The sequence below is a fragment of the Rhizobium sp. ZX09 genome (assembly GCF_017357485.1).
Taxonomy (GTDB): Bacteria; Pseudomonadota; Alphaproteobacteria; order Rhizobiales; family Rhizobiaceae; genus Agrobacterium; species Agrobacterium pusense.
On record NZ_CP031363.1, the window covers coordinates 713,458 to 738,820 of the forward strand.

The following is a 25,363-nucleotide window of genomic DNA, read 5'->3' on the forward strand; positions in this document are numbered from 1 at the left end:
GTCCCGCTATATCAATACTACGCCTATTGAATTTACGATTTATTTCAACGTGTTGAGAGGCTGGCCCAAGCGGCGAACAGGGTGAAACTCACGGAGCCGGCCATCATTCCGGCAATAGCGAGAAGCATCTGGGCCTTGATTCTCTTGAGGTCGGACTTCGTGGCGAGGGGTATTGGCATCCGGGAGCCTCCTAAAAGTGTAGCCGGGAGATTATCCCTCAGCTACTCACATCGTTCAATACGCTGGGAATTGATTGCTCAGGGTTCGCGATGCCACGAAATCTCAAAGGGCCCAATGAATACACGGCGGGTGGCATCATGTCCTGTGTCCCGGCTGAGGTCCCACGCCCAGTAACGCCGATCCCATAGGTCAGCGTCCCGTTCGATCTGAAAGTGTCTGCGACCGAGCCGGAAGAAGGTAAGCCGGTAGAGTCGTTGAAATTCGAACGAGCCGCCGAGTGTAAATGTAACCATTCCCATTGATCCTTTTCGCTAAGTGATGTCGCAACAGGATACATGGATATCTTCAGATGAGAATCATGTAACCGCATGAAATTATTTGATATATCTCACATTGTTACTAATTCGTGTGCTAATCTTTCTTCGGCGGGGGAGGGAGCTTTACGGACTCAACTAGCTTCCTTCTGGCCTCCTCCAGGTCCTGTCCCGCATAGTGCTGTTGGCTCATGTCTAGGGCCTTCGCACGGTCAACCGCCTCGGTATGGCCGACGACTGCTGGGAAGGTCCAAGCGTCAAATCCGGGGTTGCCATTATTAAGCATGGATGTGCGGACTGACCGGATGAACCATCTACGGAAGGAATGGAAGTCCACGTTAGACACCCTTTTTCTGTTAGGCCTTTCGTCCACGCTTTGCTTCCTTCGGTATCTACTGAAGCGCTTCACGGCTGCGTGGGAGCGGCTGTCATGCGACTTTGGCGTTTCCATCAGGGAACTCATCTATAAGGAAGGCTGTCTGGGGCTTCTTTTCGGTTCTTCGTTTGACGATCTCGAGGAGGAGCGGGTGGATAGGCACCTTGCGGCGAGCATTTTCCGTCTTGCCGCCTGTTACTCTGAAAAGGCCGTCTTTGCAGTCCGCTACCCGGAGCCTGAATATCTCCTCAATGCGCATACCACTGAGAGCGGCGATCCGCATAATGTCGGCAAGCATGGTGTTCGCTGGTCCATAGATTAGTACAGCTACCTCTTCGTCTGTGAAGGGTCGCTTCCCATTGTCCTCATCAAGGGGCCCCGAGGGTCTGGGGGGATTTGGGAGCGTTTGACCAACCCAAGGGTTATCCGAGACATACCCGCTTTCGCCCATCCACTTCCAGTATTCGCGGATGAAGCTAAGGGACTTCGAAGCGGTTTTCTTCGTTCGGCCTATCACAAGGTATTCTCGCAGAAACCTTGCGGCAGTGGTCCTATCGATGGCTTCCACGCTCTGCGGGAAATGATTCGCCAAGAGCCACGTCTCTATCCAGCCCAAGGCCCTATCCAGTTCACTGACAGAATCAATGGGATAGGATTTGAAGTCCGCAAAGGTGGTCTTGTGGTGCTTTATGGGCGTGGCTTGTCCCGACGCAAGGGCAGCAAACGTCTGGGCACGGGATAGACCTTGAGTCCTCTCTATCTGTTCGGCCCGGAGGACGATCCCATACATAGCGTCATCATGTTGATCGCTGGGAGGCCTCTTTGGGTACAGCTTTGCGTCCTCATCAATGAAGAGGCGATGCTTTAATGCTTCAGCCGTCAAAGGGTCTTCGGTCGCCAATATTTTCTCGGCAATGCGGAGCTTCTCTTTAATACGGCTCAGGGCTCCATGCTTGAGGACATCTGCTGTCTTCTTGTCGCTGGTTCCAAGGGGTTCGATTAGAACCGTGGTGCCTACGATGTCTTGGAGCTTTCTCGGAACTCGCACCCGGACTCGCCATTTGTTGCCGTGAAACTGTAGGTAATCGGACTGTTTCGCCATTGGTAAACCCTGTGTGGACCCAGACTTGTGACCCACGGATGGCCTCTAAGGGATTGAATGTCAATAAGAACAACAGGCTAGATGGCGCGGGGGAGAGTGTCCCATCCTCTCCGCCATTCATTGTCGATCACCGCACGCCACCAGGCAGTCGAAGCGCTGATCCCTTCTTAAGCCCCACACCACATATACTGAATTCATGGCCCGGTTCCGTGCAATGAGGACGGCATTCATCCCTTCGGCAGGCGGGGGAGAGGCTTGTCGTAGGCGTCAAGACCGTATGGAGACTGATGAATGATCCATACCAGTCGGAACAGGCCTGCGCCGCCGTACGGGTGTGGCATGCAATTTAGCGCCTCTATCGTTCACGTTTACAGCTGATTCGGTTGCCACCTATGTCGATTTCTCGCTTGATAATCTTCCGATTCATAAAGGTGAGATAGCGGGCTTCATTGACATTGGCCGGGCTGGCATCGCTGACCGATATCAGGATATTAATCTACAAATCATCCGCAAATATCGCAAATGCGTGAACTTTCGTGTTTCGACCTTGTTCGGCTGCCTTCCAGCGGAAGGTAACTGACAATGCGCTTCGTTCTCTCCATCCTCGCGGCCGCCATCCTCATCGCGGTCATCGCTTACGCCATGTCCGGCAATGACCCGGTCGAACAGCAACCATCGCCGCACGCAATCGACCAGGGCGGGTGAATCGCTTTTCGAATCATTGCCAGTGAATCGCTCCCCGCTCGCGCTCGTTTCCGAAGCCGGCTCATTCCCCGCATGACGGCCGCACCTGCGATGTGTGCAGCGGAGGCAAAAAATCTCTATAGCGCTGCCTGCGTAGCAAGGGATCGCGGAAAACACCGGTGGATTGGAAATACCTTGTTAACCGCCCTAACTAACGGATTCTCAACAGAAATCTTAACGTATTGTAAAAGCTTTTGTCCATCCGCGGGGCGGTGTGTGTTGTTTCCGCAACAAACCGAAATGAAGCATATACGTAAATGCTATTTATCGGATGTTGGCGATTGCATGCGGCGAAACCTTTTGTATTTTCACCACCAGAAGCGAGGCGGTGGATCGTTTGGCTTCTGAGAACACGGGAATGGGGCAGGGAATGCTGTCCTTCAGCGAAAGTACCCAGACCCTTTTAAAAACTTTGACTGGAGGTCAACCATGAACATCAAGAGCCTTCTGATCGGCTCCGCTGCGGCTCTCGCAGCAGTATCCGGCGCACAGGCCGCTGACGCCATCGTCGCTGCTGAGCCCGAGCCCCTGGAATACGTTCGCGTTTGCGACGCTTTCGGCACCGGCTTCTTCTACATCCCCGGCACCGAAACCTGCCTGAAGTTCGGCGGTTACGTTCGTTTCCAGACCGACATCAACCGCGGCACGGGCTTTGGTCCTAACACCAACAACCGTACGTCTGACTGGAACTCGTTCACGCGCGCCCAGTTCGAAATCGACACCCGCACGGACACCGAACTCGGCGCTCTGCGTGGCTTCATCGGCTTCCGCGGCAACGCTGACTCTGGTTCGTCTTCGCAGTCTTCCGTATTCGTTGACCAGGCTTTCATCGAACTCGGCGGCCTGAAGGTCGGTAAGTTCTACAGCTGGTGGGACGATGGTCTCTCCGGTGAAGCTGACGTTCTTTCCACGAACGCTCTCTTCAACTCCATTCGTTACACCTACGACGCTGGCTCGTTCTGGGCAGGCATCTCGGTTGACGAACTTCAGGGCATCGACGGTCAGTTCCGTACGCAGGTTGGTCCGGCTGTAGGCGGCGTCATCCCGGTCGTTCAGGCTGAAGTTGACAACAATGTTGGCGTAACCCTCGGCCTCGGCGCTAAGCTCGGTGCGGCTTCGCTGCAGCTCATCGGCTCCTACGACGTCGACCAGGAAGAAGGCGCAGTTCGCCTGATCGCAACTGCTGACCTCGGCCCGGGCACGCTCGGCCTGGCTGGTGTTTGGGCTTCTGGCGCAAACGCTTACTACGCAGAATCCGAGTGGGCAGTTGCTGCTGAGTACGCAATCAAGGCAACCGATCGTCTGACGATCACGCCCGGCGCGCAGTACTTCGGTAACGTTGCTGATCGCGTTGTTCTCGGCACTGCCGCTGCACCGACCGGTCTTGCAATCCTCACCAACGACTGGTCTGACCGTGACGCGTGGCAGGCTGGCCTGACCGTGGACTACAAGATCACGCAGGGTCTCTCCACGAAGGTTGCAGTTAACTACTACGACGAAGACAACCGCTCTTCTTCTTGGAACGGTTTCGTTCGCCTTCAGCGTTCGTTCTAATCTGATCTGACATCGTCAGTGACGGAAAGCCCCGGCAGAGATGCCGGGGTTTTTTTGTAAGAAAATTTTTCGTCGTCAGACGCCGGCGTCACTCTCGCTTGCATCCTTGCGTGACGCCACGTCCCCATAAGCGGGATCTGTGATTGCCAGCTGTTCGAGGTGCTTGTGCTCGAGACACTTGATTCGACCCGCGCTAGCCCAACGCTTTGACAGTCTGCCTTTTTTCAATGACGCCTCTACTCTCAGGGCCACCGGGAAACGTTTTCTTGTCCTTTTGCGCGCGACGCTAACCATTTGAATAATATGTAGAATTAATGCATTTTTAACAATTGGCTCCGGACATTGCAAATGTATCAATTTCGCAACAATAAAAAACTAAGGACACCTTACTGTCTTCCTTTTGTCACGATTGCGATTGCCCTGAAGCGATGTTTTGGCTCTAATCAAACTCATAAGCAGCACGCATCGATATGCGCTTCCCACCCGCTGCTTTCGCAAATTAGCGTTTGACTGGAGGTCAATCATGAACATCAAGAGCCTTCTTATCGGCTCCGCTGCAGCTCTCGCAGCAGTATCTGGCGCTCACGCTGCCGACGCTATCGTCGCTGCTGAGCCTGAGCCCCTGGAATATGTTCGCGTTTGCGACGCGTTCGGTACGGGCTTCTTCTACATTCCTGGTACCGAAACCTGCCTGAAGTTCAGCGGTTACGTCCGCTTCCAGACCAGCTTCGGCCGCGATCAGATGGGAACTTCGGACTGGAACTCGTTCACGCGCGCCCAGTTCAACGTTGATACCCGTACCGACACCGAACTCGGCGCTCTGCGTGGTTTCATCGAATTCCGCGCTGATGCAGAAAGCGGCTCTTCGTCTTCTTCCGGCGTTGAAGCTCGTCAGGCATTCATCGAGCTCGGCGGCCTCCGCGTTGGTAAGTTCTACAGCTGGTGGGACGACGATCTCTCCGGCGAGACAGACCTGCTCTCCTCGAACACCCTCTTCAACTCCATTCGTTACACCTACGACACCGGTTCTTTCTGGGCAGGTATCTCGGTTGACGAGCTTCAGGGCACTGACTCGCAGTTCGCGACCGTCAATCCCATCGTTGGTGGCGGGTTCACACTTTCGCAGGAAGTGGACAACAACGTCGGTATCACTGCCGGCATTGGCGGAAAGTTCGGCGCTGCTACGCTTCAGTTGATTGGTTCGTATGACGTCGATCAGGAAGAAGGCGCCATCCGTGCAATGGTATTTGCGGATCTCGGACCTGGCACGCTTGGACTAGCCGGTGTTTGGGCATCTGGCCCCAACGCTTATTACGCTCTTTCCGAGTGGACGGTTGCGGCTGAATACGCCATCAAGGCAACAGATCGCCTGACCATCACCCCTGCAGTGCAGTACCTCGGCAATGTCGGCGACAAGGTCGCTCTCGGTAGCTCTACCTTCATCGTTTCCAACGATTGGTCTAACCGCGATGCCTGGACCGCTGGCGCAACCATCGACTACAAGATCACCGAAGGTCTGAGCACGAAGATCACGGCAAACTACTACGACGAAGATGGCCAGGACGATCAGGTCACTGGTTTCGTCCGCCTTCAGCGCGACTTCTAATCTGATCTGACATTGTCAGTGATGGAAACCCCGGCAGAGATGCCGGGGTTTTTCGTTTGATGGCTTCCAGCGCCAAGAGGCTTTAATCAAACGTCGAAACAAAAAAGCACCGGGCGAACCGATGCTTGAATGTTTTGGAATGATCAGCGATTGGCCGATGAATACCGCTCTTACCCTGCACGCCCATGGCGCAGGTCATCGACAATATCCGCCTGTTGGCCCAGCCTAGTCTTGTAGACCTGATAATTCTCCATCACCCGCTGCACATAATTGCGCGTTTCGGGGAAGGGGATGCGTTCGATCCAGTCCACCACCTCGTCAATCGGCTTACCGCGCGGGTCGCCATATCGCGAGATCCATTCGGGGACACGTTTCGGGCCGGCATTATAGGCGATGAAGGTGAGGATGTAGGAGCCGCCGAAGCTGTCGATCTGCTCGCCGAGATAATGGGCGCCGAGTGTAGCGTTATAGCCCGCATCGCTGGTCAGCATCGCCTGCGTGTAGGGCAGGCCGTGGCGGCCGGCCACGCCCTTGGCGGTTCCCGGCAGCAGTTGCAGCAGGCCGCGGGCATTGGCGGCGGAGACGGCGGCGGGGTTGAAGGCGCTTTCCTGTCGGGCGATCGCATAGGCAAGCGCCTTTCCGGAGCCGGCAATATTGGCGCTGGCGGGAATGACGCCGAGCGGATAGGCGAGTGCGGCCGCATCGATACCGCGGCTGAAGGCCGTCTTGCCGATCTGCAGCGAGACCTGATGATTACCGTTGCCCTCAGCCCGCGCCGCCAGAATGGCAAGCTCGCCGGGACTGTCGAGCTGTTCGGCTAGCGACCTGTAAAGGCTGTCGGCGCGCCAGCCGTAACCTGCCGCCTCCAGGCGGTCTATGGCGCGCACGGCTTCGCGGCCGGCAAAGCGCTCGCGGTCGCCATTGCTCGGGCTGGGATAGGTCACGTTCAGCGTCTTCGTGCCGATCCGTGCAGCGGCAAGCTGGCCGTAAAACGTACCGGGATGGGCTGCCGCCTTTGCAAAGAAGTCGCGTGCATCGCCGGGTCCTCCGGCTTCGGCCGCCCTTCCGAGCCAGTAATAGGCGCGGGAGGCCGAAAGTGGCCGGTTCGATGTCTGGAGCAGGGCATTGAAATGACGCGAAGCCGTGGCCGGGTCGCGCATCGCCCGCAGAGCATACCAGCCGGCATGAAACTCGGCATCGGCGACATCCACCGCTGATGTGGCATTGTGATTGGCGACGATACGATAGGCTTCGGCAAAATCGCCGAGATCGGCGAGACCGCGCGCGATGATTCGCCGCTCGTTCCACCATTCGCCGGGATTGACCAGCTTGGCAGTATCCTTCGGCGCCTGCCGCAGAAGAGCCGCCGCCTCCGGATATTTCTGCTGGTTGCGCAGGTTCTCCACGCGCGCGAAAAGGAATGCGGGATCATCGCGCCAGCCGGCATCCACCTTGCCGAGCAGGGCGCCGGCATTGGCGGAACGCTGCAGCACAGCCGCCCAGGCATTGTAAAGGGACTGCGCCTTGCCGAGTTCGCCGAAACGTTTCGCTTGGCTGATGCGGCTGCGATACATCAGATAATCCATGCGCGCCTTGTGGTCCGCGGCCGTCAGATAGGCAGGGAAGGCGGCCAGCACGCGGTCTTCCATATCCTTGTCCATGCCTTCGCTCACCCACAGCTGGCGAATGAGGCGCTGCGAATCCACGACCTTGCCGGAGGCGGCCAGCGCCTTGGCGAGAACCACGGTGCCCTCCGCCGTTTCCGGCTTGCTGCCGCCGAACGCAGCAAGCACCTGCTGTGCCGGCGGGTCTTCGCGATAAAGCGCTTTTTCGGAATTGGCCCGCAAAGTCGCGGCGCCCGGCCAGCCGGCGAGTTCCCGCTGTGCTGCGGCGATTTCGGCTGAAGGCACATCCTTCTGGCCCGAAACGGCGATTGCCCATGTGAGGATGTGACGGTCCAGACTGCCGGTCGGCATGGCGTTGCGCAGCGCGATGGCCCGCGCCGCATCGCGCCCGGAAAGCGCGTCGAGGCCTGCCTTCAGCTGGCTCGCATCATCGGGCCGGTTAAGGCGGGGAATGGCGCCGGTAACCTCTGGCGAAGCGGGCATGAAAGCGGGAACAGCGGGCGCATCCGGCTTCACATAGGGAAGCGGCGCGGCGCCCTCGGGCAGCGGCCCGGCCAGCGCGTTCCACACGGTTGCGGCAAGGCCCGCCGCCATCAATCCCCAGACTGTTTTTTTCATGCCGTTCTTCATCGTGTAACGGAGTTGCCGACTTTCTTCTAATATCGCTACATTGCAGCGGGATTGCCGAAAAAAGGTCTGATCTCCCGCCCGGAAATCTTGGGATTTCAGGCTTAATGAAATGTTAAGCGCGCCCCTGCAATTCAATCAACTTTTATTCACCGGCCCGCGAGCAATATCGCTTTTCGCTATGTGCATTTAAAGCTTGCAGATCACGGCCCGAACACTGTCACACTTCCGACAATTTCGGACAAAATACGCTGCCTTTGCGCTTGTCGGCGCGAAGGGCTGGCACTAATGTGTGCCGGTTTTAACCATCGAATGCGGCCGAAGCATGAACCGGCTCGGCGCCAGGAGCTTTGCATGTTCAAGGGATCAATTCCCGCCCTCATTACCCCGTTCACGGACAATGGCGCCGTGGACGAAAAGGCTTTCGCCGCCCATGTGGAATGGCAGATCGCCGAAGGCAGTAACGGAGTTGTGCCGGTGGGCACGACGGGGGAATCCCCGACGCTTTCCCACGACGAGCACAAACGTGTCGTTGAACTGTGCATCGAGGTTGCGGCGAAACGGGTTCCGGTCATTGCGGGTGCAGGCTCCAACAATACCGATGAAGCGATCGAGCTGGCCCTGCATGCGCAGGAAGCGGGTGCGGATGCGCTGCTGGTGGTTACCCCCTATTACAACAAGCCGACCCAGAAGGGCCTGTTCGCCCATTTCTCCGCCGTCGCGGAAGCGGTGAAACTGCCCATCGTCATCTACAATATTCCGCCGCGCTCGGTGGTGGATATGTTGCCGGAAACCATGGGCGCCCTGGTCAAGGCCCATAAGAACATCGTTGGCGTCAAGGACGCGACGGGCAAGATCGACCGTGTTTCCGAACAGCGCATTTCCTGCGGCAAGGATTTCGTCCAGCTCTCGGGTGAAGACGGTACCGCTCTCGGCTTCAACGCCCATGGCGGTGTCGGCTGCATTTCCGTCACGGCCAACGTGGCACCGCGCCTCTGTTCGGAATTCCAGGCGGCGATGCTTGCCGGCGATTATGCCAAGGCGCTGGAGTACCAGGATCGCCTGATGCCGCTGCATAAGGCCATCTTCATGGAGCCAGGCGTCTGCGGCACAAAATATGCGCTGTCGAAGACGCGCGGCGGCAACCGCCGTGTGCGTTCGCCCTTGATGAGCACGCTGGAACCGGCAACCGAAGCAGCCATCGATGCGGCGCTGAAGCATGCCGGCCTGATGAACTGAGACAGGTCTGAAAAGCCGGAAGGCGCGCAATGGACCGCTTCGCAGCAGAAGCCGTCCCGCGCGCCTTTTCTTTTCGTGGCGACGATACTAAATAGAGGTTCGAAAACCGCTCTCGGCGGCAGGCCGAAGGCGCAATAAGAAAAAAAAGGAATTGAAATATCATGGCCCCCAAAGGCAGCCAGCGCGTGGTGAACAAGATCGTTGCGGAAAACCGCAAGGCCCGTTTCAACTACGAAATCGTCGACACCTATGAGGCAGGACTGGTGCTGACCGGCACCGAGGTCAAGTCGCTGCGCGAAGGCAAGGCGAACATTGCCGAATCCTACGCGTCGGACGAGGGCGATGAAATCTGGCTCATTAATTCCCACCTGCCGGAATATCTGCAGGCCAACCGTTTCAACCATGAGCCGCGCCGCCGCCGCAAGCTGCTCCTGAGCAAGCGCGAGATCAACCGCCTGCGCGCCGGCATCAACCGCGAAGGCATGACGCTGGTGCCGCTCAAGATCTACTTCAACGACAGGGGCCGTGCGAAGCTGGAACTGGCGCTCGCCAAGGGCAAGAAGCTGCACGACAAGCGCGAGACGGAGAAGGAACGCGACTGGAACCGGCAGAAGTCGCGGTTGTTGAAGGGTGGGGCGGCCTAAGTTCGCCGCCTTTCGCAGCATGCTCCTCCGTCATGCCGGACTTGATCCGGCATCCAGTCGCAGCGCGTCTGCGCTGTGAGAAGAGCCCTTTCAGCCCAAGGACTTGGGCTGGCTGGATCCCGGCTCAAGGCCCGGATGACAGGAGTGTGTCACTGTCCGCTGCGCCCGTCACGCCGCCCGGTACGTCCGCTCCACATGCGCCTTCGTCGTCGAAACGCTGAACCGGCTGACAAGCGCCGCGAGGTTGGCGCTGACATCGCTCAGATTGTGCGTGGCTGCATTGGTCTCTTCCACCATTGCCGCATTCTTCTGCGTCAGATTGTCCATGCTGTTGATCGCCGCACTGATTTCCTGAATGCCGACGGATTGTTCCTGCGCCGCCTTGGTGAGCGAGGTGATGTGATCCTTGATGTGATCGACCTTGCTGCCGATCGTATTCAGGGATTCACCCGTTTTGTTCACCAGCGAAACGCCCTGCATCACATCCTCGGAAGACTTGGCGATCAGTGTCTTGATTTCCTTTGCGGCGGTGGCGGAGCGTTGCGCCAGCTCACGTACTTCCTGGGCGACGACGGCGAAACCCTTGCCAGCCTCGCCGGCGCGCGCGGCTTCCACGCCGGCGTTCAACGCCAATAGATTGGTCTGGAACGAAATCTCATCGATGACGGAAATAATCTGGGTGATCTTCTGCGACGAGTCCTCGATGGCGCCCATCGCTTTCACCGCATCCGTCACCACATTGCGAGAGCGTGCTGCTTCGATGGCCGAACTTTCGACGATGGCCTTGGCCTCCTCGGAACGTTGCGCCGACAATCTGGAAATGGTGGTGATTTCCTCAACGGCTGCGGCGGTTTCCTCAAGCGCGGCCGCCTGCTGCTCCGTCCGGCGGGCCATGTCATCGGTGGCGGAGGTGAGCTCGCGCGTATTGCCGGAAATCTTGTTCGCTTCCTCCACGATCTGGGCGAATGCACCGGCGAGATTGCCGACGGCGGTGTTGAAATTGGCGATCAGCCCTTCGAATTGCGGCGCGGTCTTTTCAACGATGCTGGAGGTGAGGTCGCCGTTGGCCAGCCGGTCGAGGGCACTGTTGAGGAGCGTGAGAATATGGTCCTGCTCCTTCTTCATCTGCGCCTGTTCGGCCTCTACCTTATGCCGCTCGGCGGCGAGCACGTCGAGATAGACGGAAATCGAATAGTCCATGTCCAGAAGGGCGGCCTTGATGGTGGCGGACAAGGCGTCCTTCACCTTCCTGGCCTTCTTCTCCATGAATAGGCCCTTCAACTCCGACTCGATCAGGGCCTTGACGATGCCGTCAAGCATCAGCGCATAACCGCCAATGTACCATCGCGGCTCCAGCCCCAGTCTGGCATGGGTGCGGCCGATCGCGGTCACGGCATCTGTATAGTCCGCGTTGAATGTACCGGAGGCGATCCTCGTCCAGTGTTTGAGTTGCATGCCCTTGGCGTGCTGCACATGTGCGTCATTGGCAAAGAACTTCGCCGTCTCCGGCACCGAGCGCACTTTCGCATAGAAGCGGTCCAGCGACGCATCGAGAGAGCCGGTGATGACGCCCTTCATGTCTGAGAGATTCTGTCGCTGCTCGTGGCCGAGCCCCAGAAAATTCAGTCTTTCTTCGAGCTGTCGGTCGGTTTTTTCTTGGCCATGCATGTCTAGTCATCCTGCTTTGGCACCCAAATCATGTCGTTGGTGCCGTTACTTGATTTAGACACGTCTAAAATTAACCAAGATATAATTTTCCCCGGCCGGATTTGATGGTTGTTAATTTCAGGGGGAATTTTTTCCCTGCAGATAGGGGGGTCAACAAAAACGCGCCAGTCTTTGAGACGGACGCGTTCTTGAAATATCGGTGATTGCGAAATCGGGATCAGACCGTCTCGGGGCCTTCCGCGTGCCGGGCAGGGCGCTCATTCGGGTCGCGTCCGATTTCGGCTTTCAGCGTCATCAGGTCGATGAAGTGATCGGCCTGGCGGCGCAGGTCGTCGGCGATCATCGCTGGCTGGGTGGCCATGGTGGAAACCACGGAAACCTTGCGGCCCTTGCGCTGCAGCGCGTCCACCAGCGTGGTGAAATCGCCGTCGCCGGAAAACAGCACCAGGTGATCGACCGTTTCGGACTGCTCCATGGCGTCGACCGCCAGTTCGATATCCATGTTACCCTTGATCTTGCGGCGGCCGAGCGCGTCGGTAAATTCCTTCGCCGGCTTCGTCACGACCTTGTAACCGTTATAGTCTAGCCAGTCGATCAGCGGGCGGATCGAGGAATATTCCTGATCTTCGATCAGGGCCGTGTAATAATAGGCGCGCAGCAGATAGCCGCGCTTTTGAAACGCCTTCAGAAGCTTGCGGTAGTCGATATCGAATCCCAGGCTTTTCGATGCTGCATAAAGATTGGCTCCATCTATGAAGAGCGCAATTTTCTCCCGTGGATCGAACATTCCATCCCATTCCTTTTTTTGGAAAGGCCATTATCTGGCTTTTATATCCGGTCGATAGCGCTAAATATCATGTCGTATCAACGCGCTTTGCGTACCGCCGTTGCGTTTTAAGTAAGCTACCTTCCCCCTTATTCCAAGACAATTCTTCCAGACATTTTGTTCATCAGGCGCCAAACATCGAGGATAAGGTGCCAAAAGACGCCAAAGACAGGAAAAACTTGAATTCCGCGGCCAATGGCTGTATCGGAAGCTGGAAAGCTTCGTCGCGAGAAATTCCAGGTGTTTTCCGCAAGGCACGAAGCGCAGATTCAATAGGTTAGAGCAACCCTTGTGCATCCTGAAGACCGCACGGCGCTCTGATCCACGACATTACGACCCGCAAAGGACAGGCAATGGCCCGCGTCACAGTTGAAGATTGCATTGATAAAGTAGACAACCGTTTCGAGCTGGTGCTTCTCGCCAGCCACCGTGCGCGCCAGATTTCTCAGGGCTCTTCCATCACGGTTGACCGCGATAATGACAAGAACCCCGTCGTTGCGCTGCGTGAAATCGCCGACGAGACGCTGTCTCCCGATGATCTGAAGGAAGACCTTATCCATTCGCTGCAGAAGCACGTGGAAGTGGACGAGCCCGAGCCCGATCCGGTCACGCTTGCCGCCGCCGCTGCTGACAGCGAAGAAGACGACCAGCCGGAGACCGTCACCTTCGACCAGATGTCGGAAGAAGAACTGCTGGCCGGTATCGAAGGCCTTGTGCCGCCGGAAAAAAATGACGATTATTGATCCGGTTTTATGGCGCCTTTGGCAGATGGCGGTTACCGTCTGTCAATAGTTGCCGTCATAATCTGATCCTTATTGATGCAGCATTGTGCGCCGACCCCAAGGTTGGCGCGCTTTCTTTTTGTGGAATATCGCATGATGCGGCAATACGAACTCGTTGAGCGGGTTCAAAAATATAAACCGGATGCGAATGAGGCCCTGCTGAACAAGGCCTATGTTTACGCGATGCAGAAACACGGCCAGCAGAAGCGGGCCAATGGCGACCCCTACATCTCGCATCCGCTGGAAGTTGCCGCAATCCTCACTGAAATGCATCTCGACGAATCGACCATCGCGGTTGCGCTGCTGCACGATACGATCGAGGACACCACCGCAACTCGGGCTGAAATCGACGAATTATTCGGCGAAGACATCGGCCGGCTGGTGGAAGGGCTTACCAAGCTCAAAAAGCTTGATCTCGTAACCCGCAAGGCGAAACAGGCGGAGAACCTGCGCAAGCTGCTGCTCGCCATTTCCGATGACGTGCGCGTCCTCCTGGTGAAGCTCGCCGATCGCCTGCACAACATGCGTACCATGGAATACATGCCGGCAGACAAGCGCAGCCGCATTTCCGAGGAAACCATGGAAATCTATGCGCCGCTCGCCGGCCGCATGGGCATGCAGGACATGCGCGACGAGCTGGAGGACCTGTCCTTCCGTTATCTCAATCCGGAAGCCTATGAGACGGTGACAAACCGTCTGCAGGAACTGGAAACGCGCAATGAAGGCCTCATCAAGAAGATCGAGGACGAGCTGCGTGAATTGCTCGTGGCGAACGGCCTCATCGGCGCGGGCGTCAAGGGTCGGCAGAAAAAGCCTTATTCGGTGTTTCGCAAGATGCAGTCGAAGTCGCTCTCTTTCGAGCAGCTGTCTGACGTCTACGGTTTCCGCATTCTGGTCGACGACATTCCCTCCTGCTATCGGGCGCTCGGCATCGTGCACACACGCTGGCGTGTGGTGCCGGGCCGCTTCAAGGATTACATCTCCACGCCGAAGCAGAACGACTATCGGTCCATCCACACCACCATCGTTGGCCCGTCGCGTCAGCGTATCGAGCTGCAGATCCGCACCAAGCGCATGCATGAGATCGCCGAATTCGGCATTGCCGCCCACGCGCTCTACAAGGACGGCGAAAACGGGGAGGGCGATCTGCTTTCGCCGGAAAGCAACGCCTATTCCTGGCTGCGCCACACCATCGAATCGCTGGCGGAAGGCGACAGCCCGGAAGAATTCCTTGAGCATACCAAGCTGGAACTCTTTCAGGATCAGGTGTTCTGCTTCACGCCCAAGGGCAAGCTGATTGCCCTGCCGCGCGGCGCGACGCCCATCGATTTTGCCTATGCGGTGCACACCAATATCGGCGACACCACCGTTGGCGCCAAGATCAACGGCCGGATCATGCCGCTCGTCACCCGGCTGAACAATGGCGACGAGGTGGAGATCATCCGCTCCGGCGTGCAGGTGCCGCCCGCCGCATGGGAAGAGGTAGTGGTGACGGGCAAGGCCCGCTCGGCCATTCGCCGCGCCACCCGTATGGCCATCCGCAAACAATATTCCGGCCTTGGTTATCGCATTCTCGAGCGCACCTTCGAACGCGCCGGCAAGGCCTTCTCCAAGGAGGCACTGAAGCCGGTCCTGCATCGGCTGGCGCAGAAGGATGTCGAGGACGCCATCGCGGCCGTCGGCCGTGGCGAGGTTTCCTCGCTCGATGTGCTGCGCGCGGTATTCCCGGATTATCAGGACGAGCGCGTGACGGTGAAGATGACCGGTGACGACGGCTGGTTCAACATGCGCAGCGCCTCGGGCATGGTCTTCAAGATACCGGGCAAGTCCCGTTCGGCGCTGGAGGATGACGGTGCGGCCGAAATGCTCGACGGGCCTGACCCGCTGCCCATTCGTGGCCTTTCCGGCAATGTCGACGTGCATTTCGGGCCGGCCGGCGCCGTTCCGGGGGACCGCATCGTCGGCATCATGGAAAAGGGCAAGGGCATCACCATCTATCCAATCCAGGCGCCGGCGCTTCAGCGCTTCGATGACGAGCCGGAACGCTGGATCGATGTGCGGTGGGATCTGGACGAAGCGAACAAGTCGCGCTTCATGGCGCGGGTGATGATCAATGCGTTGAACGAGCCGGGCACGCTTGCCTCGGTGGCGCAGTCGATCGCAACGCTCGACGTCAATATTCGCGGGCTGAACATGGTCCGCATCGGTACTGACTTCTCCGAGTTGGCGCTGGACGTGGAAGTCTGGGATCTCAGGCAGCTGAACCAGCTTCTGTCGCAGCTCAAGGATCTGGATTGCGTCTCCACGGTCACGCGTGCCTTTGATTGAGGCATTTTTGATGCCTTTGAGATAGCGGAAGGCCGCTGTTATGCGTTCTGTGCATGGCAGCGGCCTTTTCCTGTCTCTGGTGGTTAATGCGGTTTGCGACTATTTTCCTCTCAGAAATTGAAGAGAAGGAAACGCGGCGTGCCGGTGGATGAACACCGATGAGAAACGCCCGTTCCAAACCGAAAGGACCGAAAATCATGTTTACTCCGCTTCGCAAGATCGCTCGCGCCGTTCGTGGCAAGACCACCCAGGAACGCGAATTCGAATATCTCAGCGGCTCGGTATCGAATGTCGACCTCGAGTTCCGTCAGCGCGAAATCGACCGCGGCCTGTTCCGCCGGTAATGCGCTCAGCGCATGGCAGCCAATCGCCATGCGTATGGACACGGAAAGCGCGGCGGTAATGGCCTGTGTTTTCCTGTGCACCGCAAGCCCAGGAGATACGCGCCTCAGCGCGTCTCCTCCATGCCGCTGTCCAGTGTGACTGATCGGGTATGCTGCATTTGCAATGATCAGCGTGGGATAACCGGGCAAAAGTTCTTTGTTGCCTACCACGCTCTTGGCTCGGCCGGGGTGATGAAATAGACTGCCCCCATGCCGTTTCGCCGCCGTGAACCCCTTGGTTTTTCAGAGAAGATTCGCGACCTCTTCTGGCCGCGAACGGGTTTTTCCCGTTCGTTGCGCTATATGAAGTTGCGCCTGCTCAGGCTTTCCGCCTCTCCCCATTCCATTGCCGCCGGTGTCGCCATCGGTGTGGGTGTGGCGTGGATGCCGTTTCTCGGTGTTCACATCATCATTGCCATGGCGCTCGGTTTCCTCATGCGCGTCAACCTCGTGGCGGCGGCACTCGGTACGACTTTCGCCAATCCGCTGACATTTCCTTTCATCTGGGCCTCCACCTGGGAGCTGGGACATGTCATTCTCGGGCGAAAGACGTCGGAAAGTGCTGCGCATGTGGATTTCGTGGCGCTGTTTAGCCATCTTGAATTCCGGCAGATATGGACGCCGGTACTAGAACCCATGACCATTGGTGCGGTTCCGCCAGCCATCATCAGCGCGGTCATCGCCTATATCGCCGTTTATGGGCTCATCAACGGTTTTCAGCGCCGCAAGATGGAAAATCTCGCGCATCGCGCCGCCAACAAGAATGCTTCTCTGGAGATGTTGAAATGATCATTGGATTGGGAAGCGACCTGATAGACATCCGGCGCGTTGAAAAATCGATCGAGCGCTTCGGCGAGCGTTTCACCCATCGGTGTTTTACCGATATCGAGCGCGCCAAATCCGATGGCCGCAAGAACCGCGCCGCGTCCTATGCCAAGCGTTTCGCCGCCAAGGAGGCCTGTTCCAAGGCGCTTGGCACCGGCCTTGCGAACGGCGTTTTCTGGAAGGACATGGGCGTCGTCAACCTTCCGGGCGGCAAGCCCACCATGGTGCTGACAAACGGGGCAGGGGAGCGACTGGCGGCCATGCTGCCCGCAGGCCATCGCGCCAATATTCACCTGACGATCACGGATGACCACCCTTACGCTCAGGCATTTGTGATCATCGAGGCGCTTCCCGTGATCGATTGAGGCCTGGGGGCACCGTTGGGCGCGCTCTATTTGCACCGCTGTCACAGAAGCGCTTCCCTTCGGGCTGGAAAGGTTCTAGAGAAGTCGCAGAAATATGAAAGCGTTGCGGGCCGCGTGAAACAGCATCACCCGCCGCAGGCGCGATAAGCAACGGCCCGTCAGCTTCTTGGATCGAAGAAGCCGGGAAACAATCAGGCAGGTCTTTAAGTGTCGGAAAAAGCGGAAAAGAAGCAGAACGCCCTTTGGGAGAACGTCAAGGTCATCATTCAGGCGCTGCTGCTGGCGATGGTCATCCGCACCGTGCTGTTTCAGCCCTTCACCATCCCGTCGGGCTCGATGATGCCGACGCTGCTGGTCGGCGACTATCTTTTCGTCAACAAGTTCTCCTACGGCTATTCTAAATATTCGCTGCCTTTCTCGCCGAACCTGTTTTCGGGCCGCATTCTGGAGTTCAGCAAGCCGAAGCGCGGCGATGTCGTGGTCTTCCGCCTGCCGCCCAATCCTGAAGTGGATTACATCAAGCGTCTGGTCGGCTTGCCGGGCGACCGAATTCAGGTCACGAACGGCGTGCTGTTCATCAACGGCCAGCCGGTGCCCAAGCAGCCCGACGGCACCTTCACGTCGGATTATCGCGCCGATCCGGGCGCCAACGTGCCCGTTTTCCGCGAAACGCTTGACAATGGCGTTACCTACGACACGCTCGATCAGTCGCCCGACTCGCGCGGCGACAACACCCGCGAATTCGTGGTCCCCGAAGGCCATTATTTCATGATGGGCGACAACAGAGACAATTCGCTGGATAGCCGCTTCGATGTCGGTTTCGTGCCGGAAGAAAACCTGATTGGCCGCGCCAGCGTCATCTTCTTCTCTTTGGGCAACGACACGCCGTTCAGCCGCATTTGGGAATGGCCGGCCAACATGCGTTGGGACCGCCTGTTCAAGGTTGTGGGATGAGCAAGACCAAGCCGCTTTCCGCGGACGAGATTTCCCGTCTGGAAGCGTTGATCGGATATGAGTTCAAGGAAAAGGCCCGGCTCGACCGGGCCTTGACCCATGCCAGTGCCCGCTCCGCCGCGGCGGGCAATTACGAACGTCTGGAGTTTCTGGGCGACCGCGTTCTGGGTCTCTGCGTTGCAGAGCTTCTGTTCTCCATCTTCCGCAATGCGTCCGAAGGTGAGCTTTCGGTGCGTCTGAACCAACTGGTCAGCGCCGAATCCTGCGCGTCGATCGCTGACGAGATGGGCCTGCACAATTTCATCCGCACCGGATCCGACGTCAAGAAACTCACCGGCAAGGCGATGCTGAACGTGCGCGCCGATGTCGTCGAAAGCCTGATTGCCACCATCTATCTGGATGGCGGCCTCGATGCGTCGCGCAAATTCATTCTGAAATATTGGCAGGGCCGTGCCACGAGCGTGGATGCCGGACGGCGTGACGCGAAAACGGAACTGCAGGAATGGGCGCACGCAAAGTTTGCGGTCACCCCATCTTACCGGGTTGACGATCGCTCCGGACCGGATCACGATCCCCGCTTTACGGTGACTGTCGAAATTCCCGGCGTAAAGCCGGAAACCGGCGTCGAGCGTTCCAAGCGCGCGGCCGAGCAGGTGGCGGCAACCAGATTGCTGGAACGCGAAGGCGTCTGGCAGAAAAGCTCTACCTGAAACTGAGCTGACCGGCGACGGCAGCTGACTATCAAGCGCATGGCGAGCCCTCTGGCCGCATGTTGAATACCTCTGACCTTGAATGGATATCATGACCGATCACGAAAACCCCGCCTCGACAGGCGAAGACAATGCCCTTCCGACCCGCTCCGGCTTCGTTGCCCTCATTGGCCCTACAAATGCCGGTAAGTCGACGCTGGTAAACCGGCTGGTGGGCGCCAAGGTTTCCATCGTCAGCCACAAGGTGCAGACGACGCGTGCGGTCATGCGCGGCATCGCCATTCACGACAACGCGCAGATCGTGTTCATGGACACGCCCGGTATCTTCAAGCCGCGCCGTCGGCTGGACCGCGCCATGGTCACCTCCGCCTGGGGCGGCGCGAAGGACGCCGATCTCATTCTTCTTTTGATCGACAGCGAGCGCGGCCTGAAGGGCGACGCTGAGGCGATTCTCGAAGGCCTGAAGGACGTCCCCCAGAAGAAAATCCTCTGCCTCAACAAGATCGACCAGGTAAAGCGCGAAGACCTCCTGAAGCTCGCCGCCGCCGCCAATGAGACGGTCGCCTTCGACCGCACCTTCATGATCTCGGCGACCAATGGCTCCGGTTGTGAAGACCTGATGAACTATCTGGCTGCCGAATTGCCGGAAGGCCCATGGTATTATCCGGAAGACCAGATCTCCGACCTGCCCATGCGCCAGCTTGCCGCCGAAATCACCCGCGAAAAGCTGTTCCTGCGCCTGCACCAGGAACTGCCCTATGCCTCGCATGTCGAGACGGAAAAGTGGGAAGAGCGCAAGGATGGCTCAGTGCGCATCGAGCAGGTGATCTATGTCGAGCGCGACAGCCAGAAAAAGATTGCGCTCGGCAAGAACGGCGATGCCATCAAGGCGATCTCCACCGCCTCGCGCAAGGAACTCTCGGAAATCCTCGAACAGCCGGTGCATCTCTTCCTGTTCGTCAAGGTGCGCGAGAACTGGGGCGACGACCCGGAGCGTTTCCGCGAAATGGGGCTGGAATTCCCGCGAGGCTGAAAGCGCGTCATTCCCGCGTTTCTGTGAGGATACAGAAACGCGGTGGGAGGAGCGCGATGTCTTTGTTCCCGGCAGGGAACCGAATATCCTTGGAACGGGTTGTTCCAAAAACAATTGGGCGCAACCTTTTTTCATGATGGATATTCATGTCACCCAAAAAACCGAACGGGATTTCCACCACCCCCTGCCAGCAATGCCCGCTGCGCGATCTGCCGCATTTCAGGGACTTTTCTTCTTCGGAACTGGATTTCGTGTCCCGTTTCAAGACGGGGGAATTGGCGGTGGAGAGCGGCTCCGTCATCCTGATGGAAGGCTCGCACAGCGCTCACCTCTACACGGTGCTTGCGGGCTGGGCCTTTCGCTACAAGACTTTGGAGGACGGCCGGCGGCAGATCCTGAATTACGTGATGCCGGGCGACCTCGTTGGCCTGCAGGGCACGGTGATGGGGGAGATGCAGCACTCGGTTGAGGCCTTGTCGCCGGTTACGCTGTGCGTCTTCGAGCGATCGCGCCTCAACAATCTCTTTACCGACCACCCGACGCTTGCCTATGATCTGACATGGATTGCGGCGAGCGAAGAGCGCATGCTCGACAGTCATCTGCTCAGCATCGGCCGGCGCACGGCGCTTGAGCGCGCGGCCTACCTTATCGCTTTTCTTTACAGCAGGGCGAAAGCGGTCGCGCTGCTGCAGGGCGAGGCGACGATCCCTGTCACCCAGCAGCACGTGGCCGATACGCTCGGCCTCTCCATCGTCCACACCAACAAGACGCTGAGAAAGCTCGTCGATCGCGGGCTTATCCGCTGGACGGACAAGGGCTGTCTGGTGCTGGATGACGCCGGACTGGCGCAAGTTGCGGGCTGGGAAAGCGACGGCAAGCGGCAGAGACCGTTTATCTGATCTTCCGACATGTCTTTTTTAAATGACGGGCGAGCCGCAATTTGCGACTGCTCCCATGATATCTCACTGGAGAATCGTTTCGAAGACGACGGCTTCGAGCCTGACGGCTCTCTTTGTTAGGAAGAAAAATATGGTGCCACAACGGGTTATCATCGTTGAGGATGAATATCTGGTGGCGCTCGATGTTGAGGCGGTTCTCCAGTCGATGGGTGTGGAGACCGTTATCATCGCCACGACGCTTGCGCAGGCGAGGAAGGCTCTCGAAGAGGATGGCGCCGATTGCGTGCTTCTCGATGTCAGCCTTTCTGACGGTAAAAGCTATGATTTTGCACGCCACTTGCGGTCTGCGTCCATTCCTTTCGGTTTTGTCAGCGGTTACGGCGACACGACCGGATTCCCCGAAGATCTCCTGCATGCGCCCTTGCTCGGCAAGCCTTTCGGAGAAAACGAAATCACCGATTTCGTCCTCCGCCTCGTCGATGCGGCGCGTGTTACCGTAAAAGAATAACGTTTCGCCGCCGGATCGGTTATGATCGGGCTTGAATCGAAATTCGGACAGGTTTCATGCAGTGGCAGGATGAGGCGATCATTCTCGGCGTAAAGCGCCATGGCGAGACGAGTGTCATCGCCGAGGTGATGACCCGCACACGCGGCCGCCATCTCGGCATGGTGCGCTCCGGGCGCTCCCGCAGCATGCAGCCGGTGCTGCAGGCGGGAAACCGGGTAGACGTCGTCTGGCGCGCGCGCCTTGACGATCATCTCGGAGAATACCGCATCGAGCCCCTGCAACTGCGCGCGGCGCAATTGATGGAAACGGCCACCGCCGTATACGGCGTCCAGGCCATGGGGGCGCTGCTGAGGCTTTTGCCGGAGCGCGATCCGCATCCGCATCTTTATCAGGCGCTCGATATCATTCTCGATAATCTCCACGACCCGGCCGATGCAGGCGAACTTTTCGTGCGCTTCGAGTTGGCGGTGCTGAATGATCTCGGTTTCGGGCTTGATCTTACCGAATGTGCGGCGACGGGGCTGCGCAACGATCTCATCTATGTCTCGCCGAAAACGGGAAGGGCGGTCTGCCGCACGGCGGGAGCGCCCTATGCGGACCGGATGCTGTCGCTTCCGGCTTTTCTCGGCGAAGGCCAGTCGAAAGCCGCTGATCCCGAGAGCCTTGCGGCAGCTTTTCGCCTGACCGCCCATTTCCTCAACCGCCATGTCTACGATCCGCGCGGGCTCAATGAAAACGCCGCCCGCGACGGTTTCGTGCAGGCGGCGCTGAAGGCTTTGGAGCGCAGGGGGTCGCCGCCCGCACTGGACAGGGCCGGTTAATTCCGGGCCATCGCTATTGGGCGAAGGCCGGCCGTGGGGCGGGGCGTTCTTCAATTGGCCAGTGCACGACGGCCGCAAAAATCCCCATGCCGACGCCAAGCCACCAGACGAGGTCGTAAGAACCGAACCTGTCATAAAGAAAGCCGCCCAGCCAGACGCCAAGGAACGAGCCAATCTGGTGGGTGAGGAACACGACGCCGCCGAGCATGCCGAGATGGCGCGTGCCGAACATGATGGCCACCAGCGCATTTGTGGGCGGCACGGTGGAGAGCCAGAGGATGCCCATGACGGAAGCAAAGAGAATGACTGAAAGCGGCGATTGCGGCAAAAGCAGAAAGGCAGTCACGACCACGGAACGGGCAATATAGATATAGGCCAGGAAATAGGGCTTGGAATAACGCTGTGCGATGACGCCGGCGGCCAGCGATCCGATGATGTTGAAGAAGCCGATGAGCGCCATGGCAATCACCGCGTAGCGTGGTTCGATACCGATATCGCCGAGATAGGCCGGGAAATGCGCGGTGATGAAGGCCACCTGGAAACCACAGACGAAGAAGCCCGTCGTCAGCAGCAGATAGCTCTTGTGGCCAAGCGCTTCCTTCAGCGCTTCGCCCGCGGTCTGCTGGAACTGCGCCTGCGACTGGGTGCCGGAGGACGAGTTTCCGCGCATGAAAAAGGCGAGCAGCGGCACCAGCATCATCATGGCGGCGAGCCAGACGAGACTGTCCGACCAGCCATAGGTGGAAATCAACCCCTGGCTGATAGGTGCAAACAGGAACATGCCTGCCGAACCCGCCGCCGTGCCGATACCAAAGGCGAATGAACGCTGCTGCGGCGTGACATGGCGGGCGAAGGCGGAAAGGATGACGCTGAAGGACCCTGCGGCAATGCCAAGCCCCACGAGAACGCCGCCACCGAAATGCAGCCAGAAGGGCGATGTGCCGAAGGACATGCAGATGAGACCCGTCGCATAAAGAAAGCCCGAGAGCACGAGCACGCGGCCCGTACCGAACTTATCGGCGATGGCGCCGAAGAAGGGTTGGCCGAGACCCCAGAAGAGGTTCTGCAGCGCCATGGCAAGGCCGAAGGTTGAACGATCCCAGCCGGTATCGGCCAGCATCGGCAACTGGAAAAAGCCCATGGCGGAGCGGGGGCCGAACGTCATGACCGCAATCAGCGACCCGGCTGCGATAATCAGCCAGGGCATGCTCTGGCGAGTGGCTTGCGACATGAATATTCCCCCCTCGCAGCGCCCGCCTCTGAAAGAAGCGCAAAGCATGCCGCGGATTCCACAATGATGGGATGAATATTATCTTTTGTCAGCCGGCCCCACTAGCGACTTTTCTTGACGGCCATTATTCATGCGATTGATGGAATGCGGCCTAAGAGGCGACGATGAAACAGAATATCTACGACGATCCCGGGTTTTTCGAGCGCTACAGCGCCATGCCGCGTTCCGTGGAAGGTCTGCGTCAGGCCGGCGAGTGGCACGAATTGCGCGCCATGCTGCCCCCGCTGAAAGACAAGTCCTTTCTCGACCTCGGTTGCGGTTTCGGCTGGCATTGCCGCTTTGCCGCGGAGCAGGGCGCACGCCATGTCGTCGGCGTCGATCTCTCGGAGAACATGTTGCGCCGCGCTGCCGAGATCAATGGTGGGCCCGGCATCGAATATCGCCGCGCCGCTATCGAAGACATCGATTTTCCGCGGCAGAGTTTCGATGTGGTGCTGAGTTCCCTTGCCCTGCATTACGTCCGCGATCTCGACGTGGCATTCGCAAGGATTTTCGCCGTGCTGAAAGCGGGCGGCGATTTCATTTTTTCCATCGAGCATCCCGTTTTTACGGCGCTGGAAAAACAGGACTGGTTTTACGGCGAGGATGGCGAAATCCTGCACTGGCCACTCGACAACTACCAGAACGAGGGCGTGCGCCACTCCAACTGGATGGCAGACGATGTGGTGAAATATCACCGCACCGTGTCAGCTATCGTCAACGGCCTCCTGTCCGCTGGTTTCACCCTGACGCGTCTGGCGGAACCACGTCCGGATCCGGCTTTGATGGCCGAGCGCCCGGAGCTGAAGCATGAAGACCGCCGCCCGATCTTTTTGATCGTCGGTGTGAAGAAGTCGTGACATGACCCTTGCGTTGTATCGCCGGGGTGCACAAAGATTGAGATCGGGGCGTCAGGCTCGAAGCTTGCCTTGTTCATAGTGCTCCGTCCCTCCTCATCTGTGTGCTTGTCACAGAGATCCAGCCAGCCCAAGTCTTTGGGCTGAGGGATTGTTTCGCCGCGCAGACTCGTATCGGCTGGATCCCTGTGACAAGCACAGGATGAGGGGAGCGAGGGTTTGACGACAGGTTAAAGCGCTGCCTGATGCCCAGAGGATTCCGTTTGAACCGGACTGACTTAGCGCCTCTTGATCGCCCAGCCTTCGGGCCTTTCCTCGATCACCTTTGCGACGTCGCCGACAGACAGCCTGCCTTCACCGCGCGGCGTCACGTTCCAGCCGAACAGCGGGCCGGGCACGCGCCGGTCTGCGGACATACGGATGCGGCCCATGGCCTTCATGGGAGAGGGCACATCGCGGGAGCCGGTCGTCTGGTCCTGCGTGGTCATGATACAGCGGGCGCAGGGTTTGACGAGATCGAAGCGAATGCCGCCGATCTCGATGGCCGCCCACCCGTCTTCCGCCCATGGATCGTCCGTCTCGAGCACGATATTGGGCCGGAACCGCTCCATGCCAACGTCGTCTTCGCCATTTTCACGCATGTTGCCGTTCAGCGCGGCAAGCGAGGCGGTGGTGGTGACAAGGATCTGGTAGCCGTCGGCAAAGGTGACGGGCGTTTCATTGCCTGTCCACTCGAGGCTCGCGATGCGTTTGGAAGCGTTATCGAAAAAGGCGAGCTTCACTTCGCGTCCGAGCCATGCCGAGAGCGTGTCATTGGTCACAGCGTCGGCCATATTGGCGCTGACGATCGATTTCCATACCGCCACATCCATGCGCTCGCCGGATGGCCTTGCGACGATCTCGCCGTGCTGGTCGCGCGAAAGCAACATGCCCCCGTCCTCGTGCCGCGCCAGAACCGTGGCAATGGCAGGCAATTCACGCTGGGTGATGAAGTGGCCCGACGGGTCCACAAGCATGGCGCGACGGTCACCCGGCAGACCCTCGGCCGACACGGCGCTGTCCGGGAGGGAAATGCCGCGCGCGCTTTTCAGCGGGTAGATATTAAGCTCTGTCACGCGCATCA

Annotated in this window: 24 protein-coding genes; 17 read left to right on the forward strand and 7 right to left on the reverse strand. The window is 58.4% G+C overall.

The window, feature by feature from the left end; translation table 11 throughout:
* Positions 1-44: 44 nt before the first annotated feature.
* Together BTN45_RS26605 and BTN45_RS03490 are read right to left on the reverse strand one after the other, a co-directional pair.
* Entirely contained in the window at positions 45-179 is a 135-nt protein-coding gene (locus BTN45_RS26605) for a hypothetical protein (RefSeq protein WP_281434742.1), read from the reverse strand.
* Between the two features lie 743 nt (positions 180-922).
* The gene (locus BTN45_RS03490) at positions 923-1,972 is read right to left on the reverse strand and encodes a site-specific integrase (RefSeq protein ID WP_207588966.1); all 1,050 of its coding nucleotides are present in this window, start codon (positions 1,970-1,972) and stop codon (positions 923-925) included.
* A 582-nt stretch (positions 1,973-2,554) separates the two neighbouring features.
* On the opposite strand from BTN45_RS03490, the gene BTN45_RS26610 reads away from it, so the two are divergent.
* The 3 genes from BTN45_RS26610 (at position 2,555) to BTN45_RS03500 (ending at position 5,876) form a co-directional block, all read left to right on the forward strand.
* On the forward strand, positions 2,555-2,677 hold the full coding sequence (locus tag BTN45_RS26610) for a hypothetical protein (protein WP_022555894.1): 123 nt from the start codon (positions 2,555-2,557) through the stop codon (positions 2,675-2,677).
* Between the two features lie 468 nt (positions 2,678-3,145).
* Positions 3,146-4,270 (forward strand): porin, encoded by a 1,125-nt coding sequence (locus BTN45_RS03495; RefSeq protein ID WP_112553564.1) that lies wholly within the window; start codon positions 3,146-3,148, stop codon positions 4,268-4,270.
* A 523-nt stretch (positions 4,271-4,793) separates the two neighbouring features.
* Positions 4,794-5,876, forward strand: coding sequence for a porin (locus tag BTN45_RS03500; RefSeq protein WP_112553566.1), 1,083 nt, complete (start codon positions 4,794-4,796; stop codon positions 5,874-5,876).
* Positions 5,877-6,046: 170 nt separating this feature from the next.
* Here the strand turns inward: BTN45_RS03500 and BTN45_RS03505 are convergent, their stop codons facing one another.
* Entirely contained in the window at positions 6,047-8,119 is a 2,073-nt protein-coding gene (locus BTN45_RS03505) for a lytic transglycosylase domain-containing protein (protein ID WP_207588973.1), read from the reverse strand.
* A gap of 363 nt (positions 8,120-8,482) precedes the next feature.
* On the opposite strand from BTN45_RS03505, the gene dapA reads away from it, so the two are divergent.
* Together dapA and smpB are read left to right on the forward strand one after the other, a co-directional pair.
* Positions 8,483-9,367: a 4-hydroxy-tetrahydrodipicolinate synthase gene (dapA, locus tag BTN45_RS03510; protein ID WP_207588975.1), complete on the forward strand. Its 885-nt coding sequence runs from the start codon at positions 8,483-8,485 to the stop codon at positions 9,365-9,367.
* Between the two features lie 161 nt (positions 9,368-9,528).
* A complete protein-coding gene (gene smpB / locus BTN45_RS03515) occupies positions 9,529-10,011 on the forward strand; it encodes an SsrA-binding protein SmpB (protein WP_004440898.1) in 483 nt (160 codons plus the stop codon).
* A gap of 168 nt (positions 10,012-10,179) precedes the next feature.
* On the opposite strand, the gene BTN45_RS03520 is transcribed toward smpB, so the two are convergent.
* Both BTN45_RS03520 and BTN45_RS03525 read right to left on the reverse strand, forming a co-directional pair.
* Positions 10,180-11,679, reverse strand: a complete 1,500-nt coding sequence (locus tag BTN45_RS03520) for a globin-coupled sensor protein (RefSeq protein WP_207588976.1) — start codon at positions 11,677-11,679, stop codon at positions 10,180-10,182.
* Positions 11,680-11,896: 217 nt separating this feature from the next.
* Positions 11,897-12,466: an NYN domain-containing protein gene (locus BTN45_RS03525; protein WP_004440903.1), complete on the reverse strand. Its 570-nt coding sequence runs from the start codon at positions 12,464-12,466 to the stop codon at positions 11,897-11,899.
* Positions 12,467-12,858: 392 nt separating this feature from the next.
* On the opposite strand from BTN45_RS03525, the gene rpoZ reads away from it, so the two are divergent.
* The 11 genes from rpoZ (at position 12,859) to recO (ending at position 22,113) form a co-directional block, all read left to right on the forward strand.
* The gene (gene rpoZ, locus BTN45_RS03530) at positions 12,859-13,248 is read left to right on the forward strand and encodes a DNA-directed RNA polymerase subunit omega (RefSeq protein WP_003521126.1); all 390 of its coding nucleotides are present in this window, start codon (positions 12,859-12,861) and stop codon (positions 13,246-13,248) included.
* A 132-nt stretch (positions 13,249-13,380) separates the two neighbouring features.
* Positions 13,381-15,615 (forward strand): bifunctional (p)ppGpp synthetase/guanosine-3',5'-bis(diphosphate) 3'-pyrophosphohydrolase, encoded by a 2,235-nt coding sequence (locus BTN45_RS03535; protein WP_004440906.1) that lies wholly within the window; start codon positions 13,381-13,383, stop codon positions 15,613-15,615.
* A 197-nt stretch (positions 15,616-15,812) separates the two neighbouring features.
* On the forward strand, positions 15,813-15,959 hold the full coding sequence (locus BTN45_RS03540) for a hypothetical protein (RefSeq protein WP_003496944.1): 147 nt from the start codon (positions 15,813-15,815) through the stop codon (positions 15,957-15,959).
* Positions 15,960-16,208: 249 nt separating this feature from the next.
* The gene (locus tag BTN45_RS03545; protein ID WP_006699396.1) at positions 16,209-16,787 is read left to right on the forward strand and encodes a DUF2062 domain-containing protein; all 579 of its coding nucleotides are present in this window, start codon (positions 16,209-16,211) and stop codon (positions 16,785-16,787) included.
* Positions 16,784-17,188, forward strand: coding sequence for a holo-ACP synthase (acpS, locus tag BTN45_RS03550; RefSeq protein ID WP_004440912.1), 405 nt, complete (start codon positions 16,784-16,786; stop codon positions 17,186-17,188). The genes BTN45_RS03545 and acpS overlap by 4 nt, the downstream gene beginning before the upstream one ends.
* Positions 17,189-17,395: 207 nt before the next feature.
* Entirely contained in the window at positions 17,396-18,142 is a 747-nt protein-coding gene (gene lepB / locus BTN45_RS03555; protein ID WP_003509951.1) for a signal peptidase I, read from the forward strand.
* Complete coding sequence (gene rnc / locus BTN45_RS03560) at positions 18,139-18,852, forward strand: ribonuclease III (protein ID WP_004440914.1); 714 nt, start codon at positions 18,139-18,141, stop codon at positions 18,850-18,852. The genes lepB and rnc overlap by 4 nt, the downstream gene beginning before the upstream one ends.
* 82 nt (positions 18,853-18,934) lie before the next feature.
* Complete coding sequence (era, locus tag BTN45_RS03565) at positions 18,935-19,885, forward strand: GTPase Era (RefSeq protein WP_022555902.1); 951 nt, start codon at positions 18,935-18,937, stop codon at positions 19,883-19,885.
* A gap of 146 nt (positions 19,886-20,031) precedes the next feature.
* Positions 20,032-20,784, forward strand: a complete 753-nt coding sequence (locus tag BTN45_RS03570; protein ID WP_004440919.1) for a Crp/Fnr family transcriptional regulator — start codon at positions 20,032-20,034, stop codon at positions 20,782-20,784.
* A gap of 130 nt (positions 20,785-20,914) precedes the next feature.
* Positions 20,915-21,292 carry a response regulator gene (locus tag BTN45_RS03575; RefSeq protein ID WP_004440922.1) on the forward strand — a complete coding sequence of 126 codons (378 nt, stop codon included), beginning with the start codon at positions 20,915-20,917 and terminating at the stop codon, positions 21,290-21,292.
* Between the two features lie 56 nt (positions 21,293-21,348).
* Entirely contained in the window at positions 21,349-22,113 is a 765-nt protein-coding gene (gene recO, locus BTN45_RS03580; protein ID WP_006699397.1) for a DNA repair protein RecO, read from the forward strand.
* Positions 22,114-22,126: 13 nt separating this feature from the next.
* Here the strand turns inward: recO and BTN45_RS03585 are convergent, their stop codons facing one another.
* Positions 22,127-23,344, reverse strand: a complete 1,218-nt coding sequence (locus tag BTN45_RS03585; RefSeq protein WP_004440927.1) for an MFS transporter — start codon at positions 23,342-23,344, stop codon at positions 22,127-22,129.
* A gap of 164 nt (positions 23,345-23,508) precedes the next feature.
* Here BTN45_RS03585 and BTN45_RS03590 point away from each other — a divergent pair, with 164 nt between their 5' ends.
* A complete protein-coding gene (locus tag BTN45_RS03590) occupies positions 23,509-24,243 on the forward strand; it encodes a class I SAM-dependent methyltransferase (protein WP_035210160.1) in 735 nt (244 codons plus the stop codon).
* 275 nt (positions 24,244-24,518) lie between these two features.
* Here BTN45_RS03590 and BTN45_RS03595 read toward each other — a convergent pair whose 3' ends face one another.
* Positions 24,519-25,361, reverse strand: a complete 843-nt coding sequence (locus tag BTN45_RS03595) for an MOSC domain-containing protein (protein WP_207589627.1) — start codon at positions 25,359-25,361, stop codon at positions 24,519-24,521.
* Between the last annotated feature and the right edge of the window lie 2 nt (positions 25,362-25,363).